General features: G+C 71.8%; 21 protein-coding genes, 1 tRNA gene and 1 riboswitch. Of the genes, 15 read left to right on the forward strand and 7 right to left on the reverse strand.

Annotation, left to right across the window (positions count from 1 at the left end; genetic code table 11):
• The 4 genes from TR49_RS19240 to TR49_RS19255 form a co-directional block, all read left to right on the forward strand.
• On the forward strand, positions 1–1,238 hold a 1,238-nt coding region (locus tag TR49_RS19240), incomplete at its 5' end, for a hypothetical protein (protein ID WP_042383142.1).
• Positions 1,239–1,399: 161 nt separating this feature from the next.
• A complete protein-coding gene (locus TR49_RS19245) occupies positions 1,400–2,350 on the forward strand; it encodes a YihY/virulence factor BrkB family protein (RefSeq protein WP_084725042.1) in 951 nt (316 codons plus the stop codon).
• Positions 2,347–2,898, forward strand: a complete 552-nt coding sequence (locus TR49_RS19250; RefSeq protein WP_052434437.1) for a potassium channel family protein — start codon at positions 2,347–2,349, stop codon at positions 2,896–2,898. Before TR49_RS19245 ends, TR49_RS19250 begins: the two co-directional genes overlap by 4 nt.
• Positions 2,895–3,710: a hypothetical protein gene (locus tag TR49_RS19255; protein WP_052434438.1), complete on the forward strand. Its 816-nt coding sequence runs from the start codon at positions 2,895–2,897 to the stop codon at positions 3,708–3,710. Before TR49_RS19250 ends, TR49_RS19255 begins: the two co-directional genes overlap by 4 nt.
• A 15-nt stretch (positions 3,711–3,725) precedes the next feature.
• Here TR49_RS19255 and TR49_RS46590 read toward each other — a convergent pair whose 3' ends face one another.
• Entirely contained in the window at positions 3,726–4,343 is a 618-nt protein-coding gene (locus TR49_RS46590) for a LysM peptidoglycan-binding domain-containing protein (protein WP_052434439.1), read from the reverse strand.
• A gap of 331 nt (positions 4,344–4,674) precedes the next feature.
• Between TR49_RS46590 and TR49_RS19265 the strand changes: the two genes are divergently transcribed.
• Entirely contained in the window at positions 4,675–4,938 is a 264-nt protein-coding gene (locus TR49_RS19265; RefSeq protein ID WP_042383144.1) for a hypothetical protein, read from the forward strand.
• A 142-nt stretch (positions 4,939–5,080) separates the two neighbouring features.
• Here the strand turns inward: TR49_RS19265 and TR49_RS19270 are convergent.
• A tRNA-Ser gene (locus TR49_RS19270) sits at positions 5,081–5,167 on the reverse strand.
• Positions 5,168–5,246: 79 nt separating this feature from the next.
• Entirely contained in the window at positions 5,247–6,866 is a 1,620-nt protein-coding gene (locus TR49_RS19275) for a S1C family serine protease (RefSeq protein WP_042383145.1), read from the reverse strand.
• Positions 6,867–7,028: 162 nt separating this feature from the next.
• Positions 7,029–7,156: riboswitch (TPP riboswitch) on the forward strand.
• Between TR49_RS19275 and TR49_RS19280 the strand changes: the two genes are divergently transcribed.
• The 4 genes from TR49_RS19280 to TR49_RS19295 all read left to right on the forward strand — a co-directional run bounded on the left by TR49_RS19280 (position 7,155) and on the right by TR49_RS19295 (position 11,257).
• Entirely contained in the window at positions 7,155–8,525 is a 1,371-nt protein-coding gene (locus TR49_RS19280; RefSeq protein WP_042383146.1) for a purine-cytosine permease family protein, read from the forward strand. Its footprint overlaps the riboswitch before it by 2 nt.
• 68 nt (positions 8,526–8,593) lie before the next feature.
• The gene (locus TR49_RS19285) at positions 8,594–9,427 is read left to right on the forward strand and encodes a glycerophosphodiester phosphodiesterase (RefSeq protein WP_042383222.1); all 834 of its coding nucleotides are present in this window, start codon (positions 8,594–8,596) and stop codon (positions 9,425–9,427) included.
• Between the two features lie 263 nt (positions 9,428–9,690).
• Positions 9,691–10,185: an ATP-binding protein gene (locus TR49_RS19290; protein ID WP_052434440.1), complete on the forward strand. Its 495-nt coding sequence runs from the start codon at positions 9,691–9,693 to the stop codon at positions 10,183–10,185.
• A gap of 97 nt (positions 10,186–10,282) precedes the next feature.
• Positions 10,283–11,257 carry a DUF5926 family protein gene (locus tag TR49_RS19295; RefSeq protein ID WP_042383147.1) on the forward strand — a complete coding sequence of 325 codons (975 nt, stop codon included), beginning with the start codon at positions 10,283–10,285 and terminating at the stop codon, positions 11,255–11,257.
• Between the two features lie 211 nt (positions 11,258–11,468).
• Here the strand turns inward: TR49_RS19295 and TR49_RS19300 are convergent, their stop codons facing one another.
• On the reverse strand, positions 11,469–12,122 hold the full coding sequence (locus TR49_RS19300) for a bifunctional DNA primase/polymerase (protein ID WP_042383148.1): 654 nt from the start codon (positions 12,120–12,122) through the stop codon (positions 11,469–11,471).
• Between the two features lie 357 nt (positions 12,123–12,479).
• On the opposite strand from TR49_RS19300, the gene TR49_RS19305 reads away from it, so the two are divergent.
• From TR49_RS19305 to TR49_RS19315, 3 genes are all read left to right on the forward strand, one after another.
• A complete protein-coding gene (locus TR49_RS19305; protein ID WP_042383149.1) occupies positions 12,480–13,175 on the forward strand; it encodes a glycosyltransferase family protein in 696 nt (231 codons plus the stop codon).
• Between the two features lie 241 nt (positions 13,176–13,416).
• Positions 13,417–14,697 carry a PP2C family protein-serine/threonine phosphatase gene (locus TR49_RS19310; RefSeq protein WP_042383151.1) on the forward strand — a complete coding sequence of 427 codons (1,281 nt, stop codon included), beginning with the start codon at positions 13,417–13,419 and terminating at the stop codon, positions 14,695–14,697.
• 187 nt (positions 14,698–14,884) lie between these two features.
• A complete protein-coding gene (locus tag TR49_RS19315) occupies positions 14,885–16,360 on the forward strand; it encodes an aminopeptidase P family protein (protein ID WP_042383152.1) in 1,476 nt (491 codons plus the stop codon).
• Positions 16,361–16,408: 48 nt separating this feature from the next.
• Here the strand turns inward: TR49_RS19315 and TR49_RS19320 are convergent, their stop codons facing one another.
• The gene (locus TR49_RS19320; protein ID WP_052434441.1) at positions 16,409–17,074 is read right to left on the reverse strand and encodes a hypothetical protein; all 666 of its coding nucleotides are present in this window, start codon (positions 17,072–17,074) and stop codon (positions 16,409–16,411) included.
• A 152-nt stretch (positions 17,075–17,226) separates the two neighbouring features.
• On the opposite strand from TR49_RS19320, the gene TR49_RS19330 reads away from it, so the two are divergent.
• On the forward strand, positions 17,227–18,228 hold the full coding sequence (locus TR49_RS19330) for a helix-turn-helix domain-containing protein (protein WP_042383155.1): 1,002 nt from the start codon (positions 17,227–17,229) through the stop codon (positions 18,226–18,228).
• A 53-nt stretch (positions 18,229–18,281) separates the two neighbouring features.
• Here the strand turns inward: TR49_RS19330 and TR49_RS19335 are convergent, their stop codons facing one another.
• Positions 18,282–19,067: a MerR family transcriptional regulator gene (locus tag TR49_RS19335; RefSeq protein ID WP_042383156.1), complete on the reverse strand. Its 786-nt coding sequence runs from the start codon at positions 19,065–19,067 to the stop codon at positions 18,282–18,284.
• Between the two features lie 102 nt (positions 19,068–19,169).
• A complete protein-coding gene (locus TR49_RS19340) occupies positions 19,170–19,706 on the reverse strand; it encodes an ATP-binding protein (protein WP_042383157.1) in 537 nt (178 codons plus the stop codon).
• A gap of 273 nt (positions 19,707–19,979) precedes the next feature.
• Between TR49_RS19340 and TR49_RS19345 the strand changes: the two genes are divergently transcribed.
• Together TR49_RS19345 and TR49_RS19350 are read left to right on the forward strand one after the other, a co-directional pair.
• Complete coding sequence (locus tag TR49_RS19345) at positions 19,980–20,741, forward strand: hypothetical protein (protein ID WP_042383158.1); 762 nt, start codon at positions 19,980–19,982, stop codon at positions 20,739–20,741.
• A gap of 182 nt (positions 20,742–20,923) precedes the next feature.
• Positions 20,924–21,673, forward strand: coding sequence for a YcnI family copper-binding membrane protein (locus TR49_RS19350; protein ID WP_236653433.1), 750 nt, complete (start codon positions 20,924–20,926; stop codon positions 21,671–21,673).
• The last annotated feature ends 47 nt before the right edge of the window (positions 21,674–21,720 follow it).

Genomic DNA, 21,720 nt, shown 5'->3' on the forward strand with positions numbered 1-21,720 from the left:
CCACGCACACCAGCGGGTGGTCGAGGACCTGCCACTTCTCCTTCGACCCGACCCGCCCCGGCACCCCCCTGGTGGCCCAGCCCGGCGCCACGACCATCGGGACACCGACCACGGTCATGGTCTCCGCCCCCACGAGCGGCCCCGTCCCCGCCGAGTACCGGTACCAGCTCAACGAGAGCGCCCCCGTCGACGTGAAGCCGAACGCGTCCGGCGGCGCCACCCTCACACTCACCCCCACCCGCACCGTGAACACCCTCACGGTCACCAGCCTGTCCCCCGGCGGCAACTTCGGCGGCAGCACCACCGTCTCGTTCGACTCCGCGACGCCCCCGCCGAACCTCACCGACGGCGACCTCACCGGCGACCACGTGCCCGACCTGGTCACCGTCGGCGGCCAGAACGGCCTCCCGTCCGGCCTGTGGCTCGCGGCCGGAGCGGGCAACGGGCACGTCGCCACCACCCCCACCGACATCGGGGTCAACGGCAACGGAAGCGGCAGCACCGGCTCGCCGTCCGACTTCGACGGGGCGACGGTGCTCACCGGCCGCTTCACCGGCGGGTACGAGCAGGACGTCCTGGTCTACTACCCGGCCGGCCTCCACGCCGGCTCCGGGGTCATCCTCCAGGGCAACAACAACGGCACCCCGCTCGTGCCCGGTCAGACGCCCGAGCTGCCGAGCGGCTCCCTCGCGGACTGGAACGGCGACAACCCGACACAGATCGTCAACGCGGGCAACACCTCCGGCCTCAACACCGGCTTCCCCGACCTCCTCGGCATCCTGGGCGACGACGCGAACGGGTACGGCCTCGGCCTCTACACCTCGACCATCCCGGGCGGTTACAGCATCCCCGTCACCCTGAACGTCACCACGCCCGACGGAACCGCCGACTGGAACGACTGGACCATCGCCGCCACCCAGCTCCCGACCGGCGGCGGGGCCACCAGCACCGCGCTCTTCCTGTGGAAGAAGTCCACCGGCGAGCTCGACCTGTGGGAGAACGTGACGGCCGACCCGAACACGGGCGCGACCAGCTACACGGCCTACCCGCTCGCCACCGGCTGGAACACCGGCGCCGACGTCAGCCTCCAGGCCGCCGACATCGACGGCGACGGCGTCCCCGACCTGTGGACGACCGGCGCGGGCGAGAAGGTCACCGCCAACCTCTTCAGCGGACTGTCCACCACCGGGCCCGCGACGCTGACCCAGGTCACCGACACCCTGCACGCCGCGGGCTGACGCCGGGCCGACAGCCCTCGCTGGCACGGCCGACCTGGGAGAAGATCGAGGGAGGTGCCGGGTTCCTCGCCACGCCCCGAGAGGGTGCGCGGTGAGGGGCCCGGAGACCGGAAACCGGATCCCCCGTCTCCACCAGGTGCAGGTCACCGGCAGGAGGGAGCATGAAGCGGTCACCCAGGGCTTCTGCTTCGGGCCGTCCGGGAAGAGAACCCGCCGGGCCGCCGGACGACGCTGCCGGCGGCAGCCCGATCGGCGGCCGGGACGACGGACGCGCCGGCGGACGGCGCGGCGTCCGGCACGCGCGGCAGGCGGCCGACTGGGGGAAGGAGAAGTACAGCGGGTCCTGGGCCGAGTCCCTGTTGCGGCGGCTCGACTCCGCGGACCTGATAAACCGGGCGATGATCCTGGCCGCGACGATGCTGCTGTGCGTCGTCCCGTTCTTCCTCATCGTGACCGCGCTCGCGGGAGGCTCCGCGGCGGCGGACCTGACCCGCCGCTTCGGTCTCAGTCACGAGGCCGCGGCCGACATCGGCCGGCTGGTCAACTCGTCGAGCAGCACCTCCTCCGCGGTGACCGGGATGTCCTGGGTCTTCTTCGTCCTCGGCGGACTCGCCGGGGCCACCGCGATCCAGCAGCTCTACCAGCGGGTCTTCGACCTGCCGCCGCGCCGGGGACGCGACGTGGTCCGCGCGCTGGTCTGGATCGGCCTCGTCGTCGGGCTGATGTTCGGCGTCTCCGGGGTGAACCCGGGGCTGCGCCGGAGCGCACCGGGGCTCTACTGGCTGACCGGCTTCGTGGGGGCCACCTGCTTCTTCTGGTTCTCGATGTGGTTCCTGCTGGCCGGGCGGATGCCCTGGCGCAGGCTGCTGCCCTGCGCCGTCGCCACGGGCGCCTGCTGGACGGGCATGACAGCGGTCTTCTCGGCCGTCCTCTCCGGCATGATCGTCAGCTACGACCGGAAGTACGGACCCATCGGAGCCGTGTTCGCCTTCATGTCGCTCTTCATCGCCATCGGTGTGGTGCTCATCCTGGGCGCCGTGCTGGGGCTGGTGTGGACCGAGCACGGCCTGTCGTTCCGAGGCGCGCTGGCGAAGCTGAGGCGGACCCCGTGAGCGGCAGCACCCGGGCGGAGCACCACGAGCCCGCCCCGGCCCGTCTGTCGTCGCGCCGGATCACCTGGATGGCGCTCCGGGCGACGGGGTCGGTCGCCGCGCTGGTGACGCTGTACTACGTGCTGCCCCTCGACCACTCCTCCCTGCCGGCCACCATTGCGATGCTGCTGGTCGGGCTGGCCGGGTTCGTGGCCCTGGTCGTGTTCCAGGTCGGAACGATCGTCCGGTCGACGTTCCCGGTCGTGCGCGCGGTGGGAGCACTGGCCATCTGCGTCCCGTTCTTCCTTCTCCTCTTCGCCTCCACCTACGTCGTCCTGGCGGCAGTGTCCCTGAGCAACTTCGGCGGGCATCTGAACCACACCGACAGCCTCTACTTCACCGTGACCGTGTTCGCCACCGTCGGTTTCGGCGACATCACCGCCAAGTCGGATCTGGCCCGCCTGGTGGTCACCATGCAGATGATCGCCGATCTGGTCATCCTGGGCGTCTCGGTCAGGGTGATCACGGGCGCGGTCCGCCGCAGCCATCAGCGGAGGGCGCCGAAATGAGCACGCAGGCCGGCGGGGGCCAGACCCGTCGCCTGAGCCGCCTGGCCAGGGCGACGTTCGTCGACCACGTCGGCCCGGATGGCAGCGTCGTGCGCCGCGGCTCGCGCCGCCACCGCAAACACCAGCATCCGGCCGCGGGGTCCACCTGGTGGGCGCCCACCGCCCGCGGCTGGTGGATCGCCGTTCTGTTCGCCATCGGCTCCCTGCTCTTCGCGATCGGCTCGATCCCCGGGTACACCGACGCCGTGGGGGCACGGGTCGACACCGTCACCTACTTCGTCGGCTCGCTGTTCTTCACCTCCGCCTCGTTCCTCTGCTACCGCGAGGTGGTCGACGCCTCGTCCGCCGTGCAGAACCCGCGCCACCGGCGCTTCCTCGTCTGCCAACCCCGCCGGATCGACTGGTGGGCCACCGGGGTCCAGCTGGTCGGAACCGTCTACTTCAACATCAGCACCGGGCTGGCCATGGCCCAGGACCTGTCGGCGCAGACGGCGCACCAGCACGTGTGGCGGCCGGACGCGATCGGCTCCGCCTGCTTCCTCGTGTCCAGCGCCCTGGCCTGGTACGAGGTGTGCCACGGGTGGTTCGCCTGGCGTCCCCGGGTCTGGTCCTGGTGGATCACGCTGGCCAACCTGATCGGCTCCGTCGCCTTCGGCGTCTCCGCGGTGGCCGGCTACATCAACCCCGTCACGGGCCAGGTGCACGACGCCGACCGGGCCGACGCACAGACGCTCATCGGCGCCGTGTGCTTCTTCGTCGGCTCCGTCCTGCTGCTCCCCGAGCGCACGGAGGAGACGCGCACCGAGCAGTAGCCGTACCGGGTTCCGTCACGCGTGCAGGCGCAGGACCTGTCCGGGCCTGATCCGGTCGGGGTTGTCGCCGACGGTCTGCCGGTTGAGCTCGAAGAGCTGGGGCCAGCCGCCGACCACGTGGTTCGCGGCCGCGATCCCGCCGAGGGTTTCACCGGGCCGGACCGTCCAGGTGCCACCCGGCACGACGCCCTGGCCGCCCGGCACCACCGTGTCGTGCGGTCGACCGGCGCCCAGGCCGAGCGGGCCGCAGGCGGGCCACGGGTGCAGCCCGCGCCGACCGGCGAGATGGCTGGCGATCCGGATCTGCTGGCTCCGGTCGGCGAGGTCGGCGCGGGGCGCGTACGCGAGACCCCCGTTGGCCCGCCAGGTCGCCTGGTCGAACTGAAGCCCGCCGTAGTACCCGTTGCCGGTGTTGATCGCCCAGTCACCGCCGCTCTCGCATCGAGCGATCCTGTCCCAGTTCACTCCGCCCGGGCTCTCGTGCCCGGCGACCGCCGGCACGGACTCGGCGTGGGCCACTCGCACGGTTTCGGCGTGGGCCGGCGGCACGAACGCGGCGAGCACGGCCAGCGAGCACAGGATGAGCAGCAGCAGTTCCAGGGCCTTGCGCGGCAGAGAACGGGACGGCAGCACGGGCACTCCAGACCTTCGACAACAGGGACACGGGCACCGAAGCGCCGCTCTCTCAGCGATGCACTCCGCTCACGGATTCGGCGGGCGACACGACCACGGTTCCCCCGTCCGGACGCGGCACGTCACCCGGTCGCCCGCCTTGGCGGCGGCGGTGGGACGGCTTTCGCTATTGCCGTTTTGATGACTATTTCGGTGCTGTTGAGGGATCTTCCTGATTCCGTCACGGTGTGTCGCGTTCTGGGATCAAAGGGCAGCGCCGGGGGATGGTTGTCATTGCCCGGCCGAAACAGCAAAGAGCCCGGGGGAAACCACAGTTGAGAGGAGTTCAGCCATGTTCGCTGGACGTGTGAAGAAGGTCGTCGCGCTCGGATCGGCCACCGTGGCGCTGGCCGCCGGCGCGGTGCTCGGCGCAGTGGGAACGGCCTCCGCGGCCACGCCGCACCACGGACCCGGGGACCACCGCGCACACTGCCGGATCGAGCCGGGCCACTGGGTGCGCACCTGGCACCCGGCCACCCGCGACCACCGCCGCAAGCTCCACTCGGGCTTCTGGACCCGCACCTGGGTCCCCGCCCACAAGGTCTGCGAGCGCTAGCCGCCCCCTGTCACACGGCGTCAGAGAGCCGGCCCCGTCCATGCCCCGTCGGACGGCCCCGCACGGCTACTCCCGGTGAGGTGCTGACGCTCGCAACAGCACGGCCCCCGACCGATTTTGCTGGTCGGGGGCCGTTCTCGTGCGGAGTCTGTGGGATTTGAACCCACGGTGACATCGCTGCCACGACGGTTTTCAAGACCGTTCCCTTAGGCCGCTCGGGCAAGACTCCTGGTGCGGACGGCGTGATCGTATGCGATCACGGTCCACGCCAGGGATCTTCTCATGAGTTGGCCCGCATATGGCGACGATTACTGGTTGTCACCGGTTCGGGAGCCCAGGGTGAGGGTCGTGGTGTGGGTCTGGCCGGCGCGGATGTAGGTGACGCTGACCTTGTCGCCCGGGTGGTGGGCCCAGATCTCGCTGACGAGGGTCGGGCCCGAGTCGATGATGACGCCGTCGAGCGAGGTGATGACGTCACCCGGCTTCAGGCCGGCCTTGTCGGCGGGGCCGCCCGGGGTGATCGGCGGGGTGCCCTGGACGGCGGTGGTGTTGATGCGGGCGCCGTCGCCGGTGTAGGAGTCGTCGCGCAGGATGCCGATGATCGGGTAGACCGGGGTACCGGTCTTGATCAGCTGCTGGGCGACCCACCGGGCCTGGTTGATCGGGATGGCGAAGCCGAGGCCGATGCTGCCGGACTGACCGCCGCCCGAGGTCTGGCCGGTGGACTGGATCGCCGAGTCGATGCCGATGACCTGGCCCTGGCCGTTCATCAGCGGACCACCGGAGTTGCCCGGGTTGATCGAGGCGTCCGTCTGCAGCGCGTTCATGTACGACGTCTGCGCGCCCGTCTCGTCACCGGAGGCCACCGGGCGGTTCTTGGCGCTGATGATGCCCGAGGTGACCGTGCCGGAGAGCCCGAAGGGCGCGCCGATCGCGATCGTGGTGTCGCCGACCTGGACCGCGTCCGAGTTGCCCAGAGGGAGCGGGACCAGCTGCTCCTTCGGGGTGGAGTCCAGCTTGATCACCGCGACGTCGTAGCCCTGGGCCCGGCCGACCACGGACGCGCCGTAGCTGGAGCCGTCGGCGAACTTCACCGTCAGCTTGCCGCCGTTCAGGGAGGGAGCGACGACGTGGTTATTGGTGAGGATGTGGCCCTGGGTGTCGAAGACGAAGCCGGTGCCGGTGCCCGACTCCGAGGAGCCGCTGGCCTCGATGGTGACGACGCTGGGCAGCGCCTTCTGCGCGATCGCGGCGATCGAGCCCGCCGGACGGCTGAGCGCCTTCGGGTCGGCGGAGCTGGAGACGGTGGTGCTCGCGTCGGCGCCGCCGGAGTTGCGGCTCTCCAGCCACGCGCCGAGCCCGCCGCCGAGGCCGCCCGCGAGGACCGCGGTCGCCACGAGCACGGCGATGAACGTGCTGCGACGGCTGCGCTTGGGCTTCTCCACCGGAACGCCCGCACCGTAGATGCCGTACGGGGCGCTGCCGCCGTACGGCGGCTGGCCGCCGAAAGCACCGCCCGCGGCGGCGGGCGGCGTGGTCGGGGGAACCGGTGGCACCGGCGGGGCGCCGTACGGCTGAGTGGGCGGCTCGGAGTAAAGCTGCTCGGTCGGCTGCGGCGACGCCGGGGCCGGAGCGGCCGGCGCCTCGTAGGGGGCAGCCGGCGGGAGCGGAGCCGTCGGCGTCTCGGCCTGCGGACGGTACGGCGGGGCGGGAGGCTCGGGCAGCTGCTCGGTCGGCGCGCTGTCGCTCACGGCCTCCGAAGCGGCTGCGCCGGGCGCCGGATAACCGGCCAGTTCGGGGTCGACCGGGGGCTCGACCGGGCTGCTCGCGGGCGCCTGATCCACCGGACGATCCGTGCTGTCCGCCGGAACCGCAGCGGGGGCGGGGGACTGCGTCCCCTCGGGCGCGCCCTCGTGCTCGGTGCTCACGAACGACCTCCTTGTTGAGGGACCAACGGCCCTAGCATTCCGCACACGTTGTCGGGGCATCGTAAGTCCCAGCCGTGGGCACGGCACCCGCTTCTCCGTCCGAGCTGCGGCGATGCTCTTGGCTGAACCCGAAGCACGGCTTACCATGCCGTCGAACACACGCATCATATGCGCGGGAGCTCGGACCTCATTCCGGGCTGAGAGGGCGGCAGGCCGCAGACGCGGCGGGGCCGCCGACCGCCTGAACCTGACCGGGTAATGCCGGCGTAGGGAGCTCTGAAGACGGCCATGTCCGCGACCCTTGACGACAGAGACGCCACCACGACGTCCACCGGCTTGCGCCCCGAGGCGCCGCTCGTCCTCGACACCGCGCCCCCGCGCACCCTCGGCTTCCGGGACCAGGCCGCGTTCTGGGCCAACCTGGGCGTCAGCCTGATCGGCTTCTCCAGCGCCGCCACGGTGATGGTCAACGCCCAGGGCAAGAACCTGGCGCTCGCCGCCTCGATCACCGCGATCGTGGTCGGCACCGTGGTCGGGACGCTGATGCTGGCGCTCGCCGCCCTGATCGGCGCGCGTACCGGCGCGCCCGCGATGGCCGTGCTGCGCGGCCTGTTCGGCACCCGTCTCTCCTACGTGCCGACGGTGCTGAACATCCTCCAGTGCATCGGCTGGGGCGTCTACGAGCTGATCGTCATCACCCAGGGCGCCCAGGCCCTGTACGGCGGCATCCCGCGCTGGGTCTACGTCGTCCTGGCCGGGCTGCTGACCACGACGATGACGATCTGGCCGCTCGGCTCGATCGCCGCGCTGCGCCGCTACGTCGCGATCGCGGTCGGCGCCTCGATGCTCTTCTTCACCGTCCAGCTGGCGCGGCACGGCGTGCACAACCCCGGCGGCAGCAACTGGAACGGCTTCCTGCAGGCCACCGACTACGTGATCGCGGTCTCGATCTCCTTCGTGCCGCTGGCGGCCGACTACACCCGTCACTCGCGCAGCGGCAAGGGCTCGTTCTGGGGCACCTTCACCGGCTACACGGTGGCGCAGGTCTGGTGCTACATCGTCGGCGCGATCGCGCTGACCCAGGTGGGCGGCGACCCGAACAAGATCTTCTCGACCTTCACCGGGCTGACGGCCGGCTGGCTCTTCTTCCTGGTACTGGTGCTGCGCGAGGCCGACCAGTCCTTCGCGAACGTCTACTCGACGGCGATGTCGATCCACAACCTCTTCCCGAGGGTGGACCGGCGCTGGCTGACGCTGGGGATCGGCGCGGTCGTCACGGCGGCCGCGCTCGCGATCGACGGCTTCACCGACACCTACTACGCCTTCCTCGGCCTGATCGGCGCGTTCTTCGTGCCGCTGCTGGCCGTGCTGGCGGTCGACTTCTTCCTCGGCCGCGGCAAGGACGGCTGGGACATGAGCGAGCAGGCGCCCACCCGCTGGCTGATGCTCCTGCCGTGGGCCCTCGGCTTCGTGCTCTACGAGCTGATCAACCCGGCAACGCTGCCGTACACCTGGTGGACGGACCTCTGGACGAACCTGCAGAAGTTCACCCACATCCACCCGACCTCGTGGACCTCGGCCTCGCTCTTCTCCTTCCTCATCGCCGGCGGCGTGACGCTCGCGCTGACGCCGGTGCTGCGCAAGGACGCGAAGGCGTGAGCCCGGGTGCGGAGCCCGCCTCCGCACCCGTTCACCTCCACGACACGCACGCCGCCTATGGTGGTGGCGTGCACAGCCAGCCCAGCCCCCGCACGGTCGTCCCGAACCGCGCGCAGACGACGGTCATCGCCCACCGCGGCGCCTCCGGCACCTACGCCGAGCACACGCTGGCCGCATACCAGCTGGCGCTGGAGCAGGGCGCGGACGGCCTCGAGTGCGACGTGCGGCTCACCGCCGACGGACACCTGGTCTGCGTCCACGACCGCACCGTCAACCGCACCTCGAACGGGCGCGGCGTGGTCTCCACCCTGGAGCTGGCCCAGCTGTCCGAGCTCGACTTCGGCGGCTGGAAGGCGAACGGCGCGGACGCGCCGGAGGAGGCCGACTGGACCTCCCCCGAGCACACCCGGGTGCTGACGCTGGAGCGGCTGCTCGAACTGCACGCCGACGCCGGCCGCCGCGTCGAGCTGGCCATCGAGACCAAGCACCCCACCCGCTACGCGGGCCTGGTCGAGAAGCGCCTGCTGGAGCTGCTGCACCGGTTCGGCCTGGTGCCGAGCCACAAGGACGGCCCGTCACCGGTCCGCGTGATGAGCTTCTCCCAGCTGTCGCTGAAGCGGGTCCGCCAGATGGCGCCCGAGCTGCCGACGGTCTTCCTGATGGAACGGGTCCTGCCGTGGCTGCGCGACGGCTCCCTCCCCCACGGCGCGCGGATCGCCGGCCCCGGCATCGACCTCGTCCGAGCCAATCCCGGCTACGTCGCCGCACTCCACCGCGCCGGACACCGCGTCCACGTGTGGACGGTGGACGAGCCGGAGGATGTCGAACTGTGCCTGCGACTGGGCGTCGACGCCATCATCACCAACCACCCGCGACGGGTTCTGGACCAGCTCGGGCGGTAGTGCGGGTCATGGGGTTCATTCCGGCCAATGGCGTGTTCCATTGGTCCGGAATGGCTGGAAATTCCTCTGGATCCTGGCCGAATCGATTTTCGAAACCACCTTTCGAATGCGCAGCGTGACGCCTTCGTGACGCGCTGTGAAATGCGCTCCTCGCGCCCGTCGCGAGCCCCCGGAAAGCGCACAGGCTTGCCTTGTTTTCCGTTTTCGACTTGCCCCCACCGGGCATTCACACCCTGGCGCTAGACGAAGGAGGAGGTCCGGGGGTGGCCGTGGTGGTGGCGCATGATGTGCCGACTTCTTCGTCGACCATGGCAGTACCTCATGGTCCGGAGAGTGTGCGTACCGCGCGACGAAGGCTGCGTGAGGACCTCGGTGAACACCTGGTCCCCGAGCCCGTCATAGATGACGCGGTGTTGATCCTGTCGGAGCTGCTCAGCAATGCCTGTCGGCATGCGAGACCGCTCGACCGGGAGCAGCTGGTCGCGCAGGAGCGCGAAGAAGTGCTGGTCGGCTGGGAGTTGCACAGCGACGGCCTGCTGACCGTGGAGGTCACGGACGGCGGCGGGCCGACCCGCCCGCGTCGGGGGAACCCGTCATTGACGTCGAAGGGCGGCCGCGGGCTCGGGATCGTCGGCCAACTGGCCTCCGAGTGGGGCGTCCGCGACAACGCACCGGGCGAGGTCACGGTCTGGGCGGTCCTGCGCGTCCGCGCCCGCCACGCCCGCCGCGAGGAGCCCCCGGCGGCCGCGGCGAGCTGAGGCGCTGTCCCGAGCCCCTGGATGGTGCAGAAAGCTCTAGGCTCTCCTGAAGGAACTTCGTTCCCTTCCATGTTCCGTTCCATCGGGAGTACGCACCATGGCCAAGAAGAAGGCCCCCCTCAGGACCGCCGCGGCCGTTGGCGACGGGCCGGTGCCCGTCGTCGGCGCGCGGGAAGCCTGCCCCTGCGGGTCCGGGCGCCGCTACAAGGCGTGCCACGGGCGGGAGGCCGCGCACGCCGTCGCGGAGCTGGTGCAGCGGCCGTTCGAGGGACTGCCGGGTGAGGGCGACTGGGTCGCCCTGCGCGAGCTGGTGCCCGCGGCCACCGTGCCGCTGACGGTGAAGGCGGACGTCCTCGCCACCGCCGTGGGCGAGGTCCCGTCGGTCACGCTGGCCACCGTGCTGCCCATGGCCTGGCCGGCCATGCGCCGTCAGGACGGCGCGGTGCTGCTGGGGCTGCAGACCCAGACCTCCTCCGGCGACCTGAGCCGGGACCTCGCGGACGCGTTGACGCAGGCGCTGGCCACCGAGCCAGGCAACCCGGTGCCACCGCGCCGCCCCGCGCCGGGCGGGCCGCGCCTGCAGGAACTGCTGGACCTCGACGCCGCGTTCGAGCCGGAGGTGCACACCGGCTTCGAGTTCTGGCTGGAGGACCCCACGAACGCGACCGGTGAGGTCGCCGCCTCGCTGGAGCAGGCCAACGCGGCGATCATCCCGACCGCCAAGCTGGACTCGGTGCCAGAGGCCTACTGGTGCGCCGCGCCGGACCGCAACCACCTGCGCTGGGTGATGCCGCACGAGGAGGAGCGCCTGCTGGACGCCCTCGCCCGGCTCGCCGCGGCCGGTGAGGCCTCCCTCGGGGAGGGCACCAAGCTGGTCGGCTCCTTCCGGGCGCACGGCCTGGTCGTGCCGGTGTGGGACCTGCCGCAGTCGGTGGCCGCCGCCGACGTGGAGAAGCCCGCCGCCCAGTTCGCGGAGCGCCTCGCCGCCGCGCTGGCCGTGACCGAGCCGCTGACCCCGGAGCAGCGCAAGGCCCGCGCCTCCCTCACCAGCCGTCAGGTGACCCTGAGCTGAATTGGTATCACTTTCGGCGTTCCCCACACTCCCGAACTCGGTGATCTGCGTCACATTCGAGCGGGAGAGTCGATAATTCCGTACAAACTGTCGCCCTCAGGGAATTTGCTTGGGAGCCAGAATTTGTTACGGTTTGAACAGCCCGGTCGCTGGTGCATCCCCCGTCGCCAGCGGCCGGGCCTTTTTGCGTCCGCGGGTTCTCTGAGATTCCTCAGGGCGCGAGCGTCGCCCCGTCGGGTGCGGCGACGCTCGCCGCGACGAGCGCCTCCACCAGATCACCGACCGCGGGCAGCCACGGCGTCCGGCGTGAGGACTCCGGACGCCGGACCCAGCGCAGCGTGCCCGCCGCCGTGCGCGAGGGCGGGAGCACGACGTAGCCGCCGGGACCGTGGTAGCGCAGGCTGGTCGGCACCCACTCCTGGGCCTCCAGCAGTTCCGCGAGCTCCGGGAACGAGTAGGGCGCGACGAGCAGCACGTAGCGGGTCGGCGTCGTGATCACGGGCCCGGTCGGGACATGGAGCGCGTCGAAGTAGTCCAGCACTCTGGCGCCCGCCTCGGCCGGCAGACTGAGCGCGCAGACGTCCGTGCCCGTGGCGACGATGACCGGCGCCTGTGGACGGCGCGACCACCACCACCGGATCATCCGGGCGTCCGTGGTCGCCGCGAGCAGCTTGGGGTCGTGCGGATGGACCCCGGGAATCACGCAGTCGGGCCGAGGGCAGCGGCACGCGCCCTCCGCGTCGAGGCCGACGCCGGGAAGCACCGGCCAGCCCCACCCCTGGGAAGCGATCCTGGCCGCGCCGAGCAGTCGGGCCCGGGAGCGGAGTCGACTGACCTTGCTGACGAGTGTTGATACCCCGCGCATGAGCACTCGTTCCTTTCCGTGACGGTCAAGGATCGGTACGTGACCTCGCGCAACGAGAAAGCGCACCAGGCCCGCCGTGCAGGTGCCGCCCGACGGACCAAGGGCGCGGGGTGGCGTTGACGTCCGACTACGGACCAGAACTGCGGGCCCGGACGACGCCGCCCCTATCGGTTCTCTACCCATCGGTGGCACATGCGAGCACGTTCTGGGACGAGACTGACGCATCGTCCGGTATGACGCACGGTGAGCGGCGATGGTTCCTCCGTTCGGGGTATTCCCCCCACGGCGTCCGAACAGGTCTGCTAATGGGCCGGAGGCGGGGGTGTCGGGAGGCGGCGGGAACCGTACCATCCGGGGATGGCCCCCGATTCCGCGTCCGCCCACGAGGCTGACTCCGCATCAACTTCCGCGTTCGAGACCGAAAAGGCGGTCGAGGCCGCACCCGAGGCGGTCGTGGTGGTGCAGGCGCACAACGACGCCGGCCGGATCGCGTTGACGGTGCTGACCGCGCGCGCCCTACCGGGTGTGCGCGCGGTGCTGGTCCTGGAATCCGGCTCGACCGACTCCACCCGGCGGGTCGCCGCCGACAGCGGTGCGGTGCTGCTGACCGACGCCTCCCAGCTGGCGGGGTACGCGCCCCTGCCGCTGCTCTTCGTCGATCCGGGGCGGCAGCAGCGGGTGCCGGAGGCGCTGGTCCTGCTGGCGCCCGTGGCGGCCGGGAGCGCGGACGCGGCGGTCGCCACGGCCACGGAGAGCGACCGCGGGGACGCGGCGGCGCGCCTGGCCCGACGCGGGCTCACCCGTGCGGGCCTCACCCTGCCGGGCGTACTGACCGGAGAGTACTGTCTCAGTAGCACCGCGTGGTCGCTGAGCTGGCCGCCGGCGGCGGGCGCGGGCGCGCTACCGGGCGTCGTGGTGGATCTGCTGCGCGCCGGCCGCGTGGTCGTACCAATCGCACTCGAAGCACCGCGGCCGCTACCGGGCCGCGGATTGAAAGGTCGCCGACAGGTGGCAAAAGCCCTGCGTGCACGGCGCGGCATGCCACGCGCGTAGCGTTCCGGCCGCCGGAACTCGCTCTGATAAACGATCATTCGCACCGATGTTTTTCGGCCAAATATTCGGGCAAAGACACCAACCACCTGGCAGCGGACAGTTCTGGACATCACCCGATCGGTGTGTGTAGAAGAGACTCATTAATTGCCGCATGGCATGACATGGGGGTGCACAGTGATTCAATTCAGACAATCCACTAAGAATCCGGCATCACTCTTCGTAGTTTTCGCAGGTGCGGACCATGGCTGAGCCGCAGACCACCACACCGCCCACCGCCCTGGGCCTCCCCGCGCCCACCAGCCCTGCTGAAACGATCAGCGGTGAGCAGATCTGCGCCATGCGCGAGCGATCCGCGGACCCCCTGGCTGATTTGACCACCCTCTACGACCTCACCGACCGGCTCAGCAGCGCCCCTGACCTGGCCGCCGCACTCGCCGGCGTCCTCGCCGACGGCGCGGCGCTGGTCGGCGCCCGCCGCGGCATGCTGCAGCTGGCGCACCCCTTCACCACGCTCGGCCTCGGCCTGGACCGCGCCGACCTCGGCGCCCTGGAGACCGTCCCCGCCGCCCAGGTGCTGCGCCCGAGCGGCGGCGAGCCCACCGGCGACCGGTTCCAGGAGGTCGCCGTCCAGCTCGGCATCGCCGCGTCCTACGCCCAGCCGCTGGACGACCTCGGCTCGGTGGTCTGGTTCTACGACACCCCCGCCCAGCCGAGCGAGCGCGAACAGCGCCTCGCCGGCCTGTACTGCGCGTCCGCCGCGCGCCTGCTGCGCAAGGAGGTCGAACGCGACCGACTGCGCAGGACGGCCGACGCGCTGCGGCGCGGCCTGCTGCCGAACGCGCTGCCGCGCGTGGGCCAGATGGCGCTCGCCGCGCGCTGCGTACCCGCGGGCCTCGACGGCGCGGGCGGCTGCGACTGGTACGACGCGATCGCACTGCCCGAAGGCGCGCTCGCGCTCAGCGTCGGCAGCGTGACCGGCGGCGGGCCGGACTCCGCGGCCGCGATGGGCCGCCTGCGCGCGGCGCTGCGCGCCTACGCGGTGCTGGAGGGCGAGGACCCGGTCGCCGTCCTCGGCGATCTGGAGCTGCTGCTGAAGAGCACGGAGGCGGCCCGCACCGCGACGGCGCTGTACGCGTACGTCGAGCCGGGCGCCCGGCGGCTGTCCCTGGCCGGGGCCGGCCAGTGCCCACCGCTCCTGGTCACGTCCTTCGGCGCCTCGTTCGTGGAGACCTCGCTGAGCGCGCCGCTGGGCATGCTGAGCTGCTGGGAGGCCCCCGGCGTGGAACTGCGCGCCGACCGCGGCGACGTGCTGCTGCTGTACACCGACGGCCTGGCCCGCCGCTCCGGCAGGTCCCTGCACTCCGGCCAGGGCCGCCTGCGCGCCGCGGCGTCGGAGGCGCCGCGGGACGTCCGCCAGGACCCGGAACGTTTCTGCGACTACCTGCTGGAGACGTGCCTCGGCACCTCCCAGCCGGAGCCGGGGGAGGACGACCTGGTGCTGCTCGCCGCCCGCTTCGAGTAGCGGGCTGCCGCGCCGACTCACCTGGGCAAGGCTCCGCCGTTTCGGCGGAGCCGCAGTTCGGGCAGGAAAAAGTTACCCAACAACTGTTATGAACCGGCCGTTCCGCCGTACCCTTGTACGGACCGCGCGCCCAGGACACCCCTGACATGCGTGCGCGCGTTCCCGTACCACGAGGAGGCGACAGAGCGTGACCGAGGAGAACCTCGCGCCCGAGGAGGCCGAAGAGGCCGCGCCGCAGGCGATCAAGCAGCGGAAGAACGGCCTGTACCCGGCCATCTCCGACGAGCTGACCGCCGTCATGAAGGCCGGCTGGGCCGACACGGAGCTGCGGGACCTCGTTCCGGCCGAGCAGTCCGCGTACGCGGCCAAGCGGCGCGCCGCGCTCTCCGCGCGGTTCCCCGGCGAGCGGCTGGTGATTCCGGCCGGGAACCTGAAGACCCGCTCGAACGACACCGAGTACGGCTTCCGTGCCGCCACCGAGTACGTGCACCTGACCGGCGACCAGACCGAGGACGCCGTCCTCGTGCTCGAACCGCACGGCGACGGGCACGACGCGTACCTCTACCTGCTGCCGCGTTCGGACCGCGAGAACGGCGAGTTCTGGCTGAGCGGCCAGGGGGAGCTGTGGGTCGGCCGCCGCCACAGCCTCACCGAGGCGGAGACGCTGCTCGGGCTGCCCGCCAAGGACGTGCGCAACGCCGCCGAGGAGCTCGCGGAGCGCGCCGAGGAGCACCCGGCCGTCACCCGCGTCGTGCGCGGGTACGACGCGAAGATCGAGGCCGCGCTCGCCCCGCACACCACCAAGCACGGCGACAGCGAGCTGAAGGTCTTCCTCAGCGAGCTGCGCCTGGTCAAGGACGAGTGGGAGATCGCCCAGCTCCAGGCCGCCTGCGACGCCACCACCAAGGGCTTCACCGACGTGGTGCGCGAGCTGGCGCAGGCCGTCGCCACCTCGGAGCGGTGGATCGAGGGCACCTTCTTCCGGCGCGCCCGGGTCGAGGGCAACGACGTGGGCTACGGCTCCATCTGCGCCGCCGGTCCGCACGCCACCACGCTGCACTGGGTCCGCAACGACGGTCAGGTGCGCCCGGGCGAGCTGCTGCTGCTGGACGCCGGCGTGGAGACGACGACGCTCTACACCGCCGACGTCACCCGCACCCTGCCGATCAACGGCGAGTTCGACGAGCTCCAGCGCAGGATCTACCAGGCCGTCTACGACGCCCAGGAGGCCGGTATCGCGGCCGTGAAGCCGGGCGCGCGCTACCGCGACTTCCACGAGGCCGCGCAGCAGGTGCTGGCCGAGCGGCTGGTCGAGTGGGGCCTGGTCGAGGGCCCGGTGGAGCGGGTGCTGGAGCTCGGCCTGCAGCGCCGCTGGACCCTGCACGGCACCGGCCACATGCTCGGCCTCGACGTCCACGACTGCGCGCACGCGCGTGTCGAGTCCTACGTCGACTGCGTGCTGGAGCCTGGCATGGTCCTCACCGTCGAGCCGGGCCTGTACTTCCAGGCCGACGACCTGACCGTGCCGGAGGAGTACCGCGGCATCGGCGTCCGGATCGAGGACGACATCCTGGTCACCGCCGACGGCAACCGGAACCTCTCGGCCGCGCTCCCGCGCACCGTCGAAGAGGTCGAAAGCTGGATGGCGAGCCTCAAGCCCTGAAGGTCGTGAGGCCCGCCATCGGGTCGGGTAGCGGCATGGCCGCGTGGTTCAGCCGAGCCGCGCGGCCATCGCGTTGAGGACGTATCGCGAGCCGGTCGTCACGTCGACGTAGCGGTTGGCGCCCTCGATCTCGACGAAGGAGACCGTGGTGCCGTGCTGCACGAAGAACTCCTGCGCGTCGGACGGCAGGTCGGGGAGGTTCGCCTGGCGGCCCAGGTTGTTGCGGATCTCCACCCGGTAGGAGACGCCGGACTGCAGCCAGGCGGTGCGGGTGACGCTCGCGTGGACCGGCTTGCCGGTGTTCTCGTCGACGGCGCCGTGGTCGATGCGGCTCACGCAGGTCGCGTAGTCGGACTCGATCTTCTTGAGCGCGGCCGAGGCCTTGGCGGTGCTGGAGAAGTGGAAGAGGACCTGGCCGCCCTGCACGCCGTGCGCCTTGGTGCCGAACTGCTCGGTCGAGACGGAGCTGCTGTGCAGTTCCCGGGTCGGCTCGCCCGAACCGCAGGTGTACAGCCACTGGAACTCGCCGGTGGTGGTGTAGCGCGTCTGCGGCTGCGCCTGCCAGTGGAAGTAGGCGTTTGCCGGCATCTGGCTGCCCGTCAGCCACGGCGAGGTCGCGGCGTCGGCGGAACCGGCGGCACCGGCGGCGAGGCCGAGCGCGGCAGCGGTGACAGCGGCGAACTTGGCGACGCGGGACGAACGAAGAGCACGCATGACAGGACCCCCCAGGGTGGTGTGTGGTGTGGTGGCTTCCGCCGGTCTCGCCGGAGCCCCTCGGCCGCCGACAGATCAATTACAGCGTGCGTCGCGTCTCCGATCCCTACGCGAACAGTCCGGGTTCTGTAACGCCCGGTTAAGCTCCAGCCATGGCCGTCGATCTCGTCCTCCGCCGAGCCCCCGAGGCCGCGCACACCGTGGCCGTGCTGGCCTTCGACGGCATGGCCCCGTTCGAACTCGGGGTCGTGGTCGAGGTCTTCGGCCTCCCTCGGCCGGAACTCGGCGAGCTGCCCTGGTACGAGCTGAAGGTGTGCGCCGAGACGCCGGGGCGCGACCTGCGCGCGGTCGGCGGGTTCACGCTCCGGGCCGAGCACGGCCTCGACGCACTCGCCTGCGCGGACACCGTGATCGTCCCCGGTGTGGCGCAGGCGGGCGGCGAGGTCTCCCCCGCGCTCGTCGACGCCCTGCGCAGCGCACACGCGCGCGGCGCACGGCTGGTCTCCATCTGCTCCGGGGCGTTCGCGCTGGCCGCGGCGGGCGTGCTGACGGGTCGGCGGGCGACGACGCACTGGCGCTACGCCGAACTGCTGGCGGCGCGGTACCCGGAGGTGGAGGTCGACCCGGACGTCCTCTACGTCGACAACGGCGACGTGCTCACCAGCGCGGGCAGCGCGGCCGGGATCGACCTGTGCCTCCATCTGGTGCGCGCCGACCACGGCGCGCAGGTCGCCAACACCGTCGCGCGCCGCTTCGTCGTGCCGCCCCACCGCGACGGCGGCCAGGCCCAGTTCATCGAGGCCGCGGTCGGCCCGCTGCGGGCCGAGGACGACGGCGTCGCGCACAGAATGGCGTGGGCGCTGGAACGCCTCACCGAGCCGCTGACCGTGCCGGAGCTCGCCCGCGCAGCGCGCATGTCCGAGCGCTCCTACCTGCGCAACTTCGCCCGCAGGAACGGCACAAGCCCGATGCGCTGGGTGACGGCGCAGCGCGTCGCCGCAAGCCTGCCGCTGCTGGAGGCGGGTGCCGCGCCCATCGACGAGGTGGCCGCGGCGGTGGGCTTCGACAGCACGGCGACCTTCCGGCACCACTTCACCCGCGCGATGCGCACCACCCCGACGGCGTACCGCAGGGCCTTCGGCAGAGCCGCGTAGCCGCCACGGGTGGGCCGCCCTCCTCGGCGGCCCACCCGCCCCCGGTGCGTGCGTCAGCTCCCGGCGCTCCCCGTGCTCTCCGCGCTCTCGCCGCGGTCCGCGTTGGCCAGGACGGCCGCGCGGAACCAGGCCGCCGCGCCCGGCGCGACCTTCTCGTAGGTCTCGGTGAAGCGCGGGTCGGCGACGTACATCTCGCCCATGCAGCGGTGCATGCCGAACGAGACGTCGAAGAACCGCTGGGTGATGTGCTGCCGGTGGTCCTCGGCGATGCGCATCGCCTGCTCGCTCTCCGGCGCGACCCCGGCCTCGATCGCCTCGGCGATGCGCCGGTTGAGCGCGTCGCCCTCGGCCTTGATCTCGACCCAGTCCTCCTTGGAGTACCGCGCCGCGCGCTGCTGGGACTGCTTCCAGGCGTCGGTGTTGCCCCAGCGCTCCTGCGCCTCGTCCTGGTGGTCGACGTAGTCCTCGCCGAAGACCTCGAACTTCTCCTCCGGGGTCAGTTGGATCCCCATCTTCCTCGCCTCCAGTGCCTGTTCCACGGACGCGACCATCTCCTGGAGCTTCTCGATCCGCCCCAGCAGCAGACTGCGCTGGCGGCGCAGGTGCTCACCCGGGCTGACCTCGGAGTCGTCCAGGACGGACGCGATGTCGTCGAGGGAGAAGCCGAGTTCGCGGTAGAAGAGGATCTGCTGCAGCCGGTCCAGGTCCGCGTCGTCGTACCGGCGGTAGCCGGACGGCGTGCGGGCGCTCGGGCAGAGCAGCTTGATCTCGTCGTAGTGGTGCAGCGTGCGCACGGTCACCTTGGCGAACCGCGCGACCTGACCGACCGAGTAACTCATGGGGCCCCGTTCCTCTCCCTCTCGTCACCCAGCCTGCGGCCTCACGTGACGTGAGAGTCAACCGGGTTCCGGTCCGGGCGGCGCGGGGAGGACCGAAGGGCGTCAGGAGGCGTGGGCAAAAGGACGACCACGGCGCTCGCCGTGGTCGCGGTAGGTGAGGGTCCGGTCGAAGCAGACGCTCGCGCCGGAACGCGGGTGATTGCGGAACTGGACGCTGTCCGAGAGCGCCCGGATCAGGAAGAGCCCGCGGCCGCTCTCGGCGCACAGATCAGGGGCGGGGGCCTTCACCGTCCGGCCGGCGCCACCGGCCGTTCCGGCCGCCCGGGCCCCGGTGGTCTTCACCCGGCGGCGGCCACCGGGGCGCACCCGGACCGCGAAGCCCGGACCCGAGTCGGCGACCTCGATGCGCAGCCGGTCCCCGATGATCGCGGCGGTGACCTGGAAACCGTCGTCCCCGGACTCCTCGCCCGGCCCCGCGTGCTCGACCGCGTTGGCGCAGGCCTCGCTGAGCGCGACGCCGACCTCGTAGGAGACGTCCGGGTCGACCCCGGCCGCCGCCATGGTCTGCAGAAGGATCCGCCGGGCCAACGGGACACTCGCCGGCTCACGCCGCAGGTGCAGAGACCACCAGATGTCCACGGAAGGCTCCTCCTGGCTGCGGCACCACATACCAGTAGGTATTGCCGACCCGCCCGAGAACGAACCGCTTCGCTCGGATCTTGTCGCCCTCTTGGCGGAAACAGGGGTTGCACGAGCGCACAAGGGGCGCGCGGAGGGCGGGAGAAGAAGGCCGGTGACCTCGGCTGCCGGACCGGACGGGCTGGTGCCGGCACCCCCGAAACGGCGCGCCTCCTGTCAGTTCCCTACCCGAGGCCCTGCTTCGTACCCGGCTCTGAGAGACTGGCGGGCGTCATGGCCACCCCCGGCGCCTCCGGCGCGACCAGCCTCGACCTTCGCGTGTTGCGGGCGCTGCCCTTCGCGACGGTCTGTGTCCTGGTGTCCGCGCTCGGGCACGTGTGGGCGGGCGGTGGGCCCGTTCCGCTGCCGACGCTGCTCGTCGGCCTCGTACTGGTGGCGCTGCCCGCGGCCGCGCTGGCCGGACGGGAGCGCGGGCTGCCCGCGATCGCGAGCGGCCTCGTCGTGGGGGAACTGGGGCTGCACACGCTGTTCCATCTGACCGCCCGTGAAGGCGGCGGCATGGCGGGGATGCCCTCGATGGCCGGCGGCTCGGACCCGATCGCGCGGCTCGCTGCCTCACTGCTGTGCGGACCGCTGCCGCAGGGCAAGACCGCCTGGCAGATCGTCGCCGACGCCGGTCTGGACCCGCACCTCTACGCGGCGGCGCCGACCGCGGCCGGCGCGACCACGCCGTGGACGCTGCTCGGCCTGACCCCGGCCATGCTGGTCGGCCACCTGCTGGCCGCGCTCGTCGCGGGCTGGTGGCTGCGGCGCGGCGAGGCGGCGCTGTTCCGGCTGCTCGCGCTGGCCGTCGAGCCGCTGCGCGCGCTCGTCCGGCAGCTGGTCGGCCTGCTCACGACGGTGCTCGCCTCCGCCGCGCACGCGGCCGGGCTGCGCTTCGCGCACCACGCGGACGAGCCGTGGCGACTGCCCGGCAGTCTGCACCTGCGTCACCAACTGGTCCGTCGCGGCCCGCCGCGCGCTCTCCCGGCCTGACCGTCCCGCCGCCTCGCGGCGCACGGCAGACCCTCGCCTTTCTGCACCGAGCCCCGCACGTGCGGGGTTCCCCTCCACGCCCTCCGCGCGCCGTCGCCGCCGCCCACCTGTCATCGAGTGTCATCGAGGCGGCCCGACATCGCGGACCAGGCTTCGCACAGGCTTGAGGAGAGATCCACACCATGCGCATGCGCACCGACCTTCGCACCCACGTCCGCCGTCTCGCCGTCCCGGCCACCCTCGCCGCGGGCGCCGTGCTGCTGATCGCCGGACCGGCCTCCGCCCACGTGACCGTGCAGCCGGACCAGGCCACGGCCGGAGCCGCCGACCAGGTCTTCGCCTTCCGGGTGCCGAACGAGTCAGACACGGCCTCGACCGTCCAGGTCGACGTGCACTTCCCCACCGACCACCCGATCGCCTCCGCCCTGGTCGGCCCCGTCGCGGGTTGGACCAGCCAGGTGAAGACGACCAAGCTCACCACCCCGATCCAGACCGACGACGGCCCGGTCACCGACGCCGTCTCGGAGATCATCTGGACCGGCGGCAAGATCGCGCCCGGCCAGTACCAGGACTTCACCGTCGACTTCGGCCAGCTGCCCACCGGCACCAAGCAGCTGGAGTTCAAGACGCTGCAGACCTACTCGGACGGCACCGTGGTCCGCTGGATCGACACCCCCGCCACCTCCGGCGGCGCCGAGCCGCAGCACCCGGCGCCCACGCTCGACCTGAGCGCGGCCGGGTCCGGCTCCGGCAGCACGGACGCCAAGGCCGCCTCGACCGGCAGCCAGACCACGGCCTCCGGCAGCAACAGCTCCAGCGACAGCGACGACGCGGCCCGGGTGCTCGGCGGCGTCGGTGTGGTCGTGGGCGTCGCGGGCGTGGTGCTCGGCTTCCTCGGCTGGCGTCGCGGCGGGCGCGGCAGCGCCTCCTGATCGCGCAGCCGGGGGCCGGACGGCGACGAAGTCCCCGCCCGGCCCCC

The sequence above is a fragment of the Streptacidiphilus melanogenes genome (assembly GCF_000787835.1).
GTDB classification, from domain to species: Bacteria; Actinomycetota; Actinomycetes; order Streptomycetales; family Streptomycetaceae; genus Streptacidiphilus; species Streptacidiphilus melanogenes.